The following is a 2,552-nucleotide window of genomic DNA, read 5'->3' on the forward strand; positions in this document are numbered from 1 at the left end:
TTTTTAAGGTGTTATTATCTTCTATTAGGTGTAACGTGATTTTTAAAGGAATGCTTGTGATACGTACCGTACTTTTACTCTGTGCATGCTGGGTTTTGCCTGTTTGCGCTGGCACTATCTACAGCCAGTTTCCAACAGAGATTGACCCGCATGGTCACTATGTTTTTTATTCACATGGTTTTATCGTTGAAGGGACAAACCCTAAGCCTGTTCACAAAACCTTTGGTGTTTATGACTTTATTGCAGTAAAAGAAGCACTGGCAGATGAGAGCTATCATTTAATTGCCTATCACAGGCCAGAGGGCACTGAGCCATTTACGTTTGCGAAAAAGCTCGCTGTAGATGTTGAAGCATTGATCAGTGCCGGTGTTGCTGAGTCGAACATTAGTTTGGTTGGTTTTTCACGGGGCGGGGCATTGTCGATCCTAGCAGCCAATGAACTTAAGCGTACACATATTAACTTAATTATATTGGCAGGTTGTGCAGGCCTTATAAAAAATCACACATCAGTTAAGGCTTATGGCAAGGTGTATTCTATCTTTGAGCGCTCAGATCAGGTTGGCTCTTGCCAATTTTTAATTGATAGAAGTGACGTAACCAAGTTCGAAGAATTAAGCATTAATACAGGGCTCTCCCATGGCGCATTTTATAAACCAAAAGATGAGTGGCTGTTACCAATTAAGAAGTGGTTAAAGGATTAACTATGCCTTATATATTGCTCGTTTTGGTGATCAGTGTTTTGGGCGTGACCTCCGTAAGCTATGCTGAGCCGTTTACTTTGCCACATACTAATACTGTGTTACTTAAAGATAAACATACCGAAAACGAATACCCCATTACGATTAAATTGCCACGCAGCTACCAAAAGCAAAACCAGAAGCGCTACCCAGTTGTTTACCTGTTAGATGCAAACTACAGTTTGCCAATTACCTCTGGTGCTAGTCGCTTTATGATGAATTCGGGGACTATAGAAGAGGTAATTATCGTTGCAGTAGGATATCAAAAAGGTGTATCAGGGCTTGATAGCCGTATTTATGACTATACGCCATTTGAAGATAAAAATTGGCAGCGTAAAACTGGCGGAGCAAGTCAGTATCTAAACTACCTAAAACATACTGTATTGCCTTATATTGAGGCCGACTTCAGAACAACCCAAAAAAGTACGTTAGTCGGTAACTCACTTGGCGGTTTATTTGCGGCTTATACCTTATTCACTGAGCCTTCGCTTTTTTCAAATTATATTATCGGCAGTCCTTCAGTGTGGTTTAAAGAAAACTCAATATTAGCTATGGCTGTAAAACCAGCTGCCAACACAACAAAACTTTACATCGCAGTGGGAGAACTTGAAGAAAGGGAAGGTGAAAAAATGGTGTCGGGCGCAAGGCAATTAGCAGCTAAAATTAATAAACATAGCGGCGCGCTGGTTACAACAAATTTATTTGTTATCCCTCAGGCACGCCATGCAACTGCATTCCCAACAACGATTACCCAAGCCTTAGACTGGATTTACCAGGTTAATGGTAATTAAAGAGCGTGACACTTTTTATATTTTTTGCCGCTCCCACAAGGGCACTCGTCGTTACGGCCAATTTTAATATCTGCAACTGGCGTTATATCACCATCTAAGTAACGCCATAGGCCATCTTCTTTAATAAAACGCGACTTTTCTTGTAACTCACAATACAAGTTTTGATAAAAGTAATTAGCTTTAAATTCTACAAAACCTTCTTGCTCGTTATGTTCAGTATCTAAAACACTTAGCTTGGTAAAACGGCAGCTATTAGCAAAATCTTTAATTTCGCGAACAGGGTTAGCGGCTTGCTGGCTTTGTGCATAGGTACTGAATACATATTTCGCATCTTTCAGCGCGTATGCACTAAAACGAGAACGCATAAGTTGCTCTGGCGTATCAGCTTGGCTTGCACCTGTATGAAAAGGTTGGCAGCAAAGCTCGTAAGTCGATTCGCTGCCACAAGGACAAAGGGAGTGTGTGAGTGATGTCATAACAACTTACCTAAAACTATAAATTGTTATTTTAACAAGCCTATTGTGGCTGCGGTACTAAATTGTTTAATTGAGCGCTTTTTGTAAAACAATAAAACTTAGCAGATGCCTGCTCAAGGTTTAAGTTCATCGAATCAAGTTGATGATTGTTAACAATATCTGTCCATGTGATCACAGCAGCAAAATTACCGTTATGTAATGCTGAACTAAGAACATACTCAAGATTAACTAAATGTTTTTGTCTGATCACAAGAAGTTTGCTGGTATCAATCGAACACGAATCTAGTAAGGCTTTACTAGGAACATGATCAGGAGCAATTAATAGTGTCCATGCATTTTGGCTATTGTAATGATGCAATACTTTTAATAGCTCAAAGGTTGCTGATATTTCGTCTTCAATTTGAATTAAATTAACAGACGCTTTGTCGTTATCTTGTTGGTAGCTTTTAACTGTTCTTAAGGTAATTGGCTGTAACATAACTTTCACTCACTGGTTGTTTATACAGTATGTGTATACAGTAGTTTATACAGTGTTTTTGCGCAAGTAC

4 protein-coding genes are annotated in these 2,552 nt (G+C 39.3%); 2 read left to right on the top strand and 2 right to left on the bottom strand.

Annotated features, from left to right (window positions below; all coding sequences use genetic code 11):
• Nucleotides 1-56 precede the first annotated feature (56 nt).
• A complete protein-coding gene (locus L1D51_RS21170; protein ID WP_239964791.1) occupies nt 57-701 on the top strand; it encodes a dienelactone hydrolase family protein in 645 nt (214 codons plus the stop codon).
• 2 nt (nt 702-703) lie between these two features.
• A complete protein-coding gene (locus tag L1D51_RS21175; RefSeq protein WP_239964792.1) occupies nt 704-1,528 on the top strand; it encodes an alpha/beta hydrolase in 825 nt (274 codons plus the stop codon).
• Here the strand turns inward: L1D51_RS21175 and L1D51_RS21180 are convergent.
• Both L1D51_RS21180 and L1D51_RS21185 read right to left on the bottom strand, forming a co-directional pair.
• Nucleotides 1,525-2,004, bottom strand: a complete 480-nt coding sequence (locus L1D51_RS21180; RefSeq protein ID WP_239964793.1) for a YchJ family protein — start codon at nt 2,002-2,004, stop codon at nt 1,525-1,527. The genes L1D51_RS21175 and L1D51_RS21180 overlap by 4 nt on opposite strands.
• 40 nt (nt 2,005-2,044) lie before the next feature.
• Nucleotides 2,045-2,482, bottom strand: coding sequence for a SulA-like leucine-rich domain-containing protein (locus L1D51_RS21185; RefSeq protein WP_054551944.1), 438 nt, complete (start codon nt 2,480-2,482; stop codon nt 2,045-2,047).
• Between the last annotated feature and the right edge of the window lie 70 nt (nt 2,483-2,552).

It is taken from the genome of Pseudoalteromonas shioyasakiensis, from assembly GCF_022398475.1.
Taxonomy (GTDB): domain Bacteria; phylum Pseudomonadota; class Gammaproteobacteria; order Enterobacterales; family Alteromonadaceae; genus Pseudoalteromonas.

Excerpts from the sequence above, each read along its gene's own strand:
- L1D51_RS21175 (WP_239964792.1), top strand. The coding sequence starts at position 704 with ATGCCTTATATATTGCTCGTTTTGGTGATCAGTGTTTTGGGCGTGACC.
- L1D51_RS21185 (WP_054551944.1), bottom strand. The coding sequence starts at position 2,482 with ATGTTACAGCCAATTACCTTAAGAACAGTTAAAAGCTACCAACAAGAT.
- L1D51_RS21180 (WP_239964793.1), bottom strand. The coding sequence starts at position 2,004 with ATGACATCACTCACACACTCCCTTTGTCCTTGTGGCAGCGAATCGACT.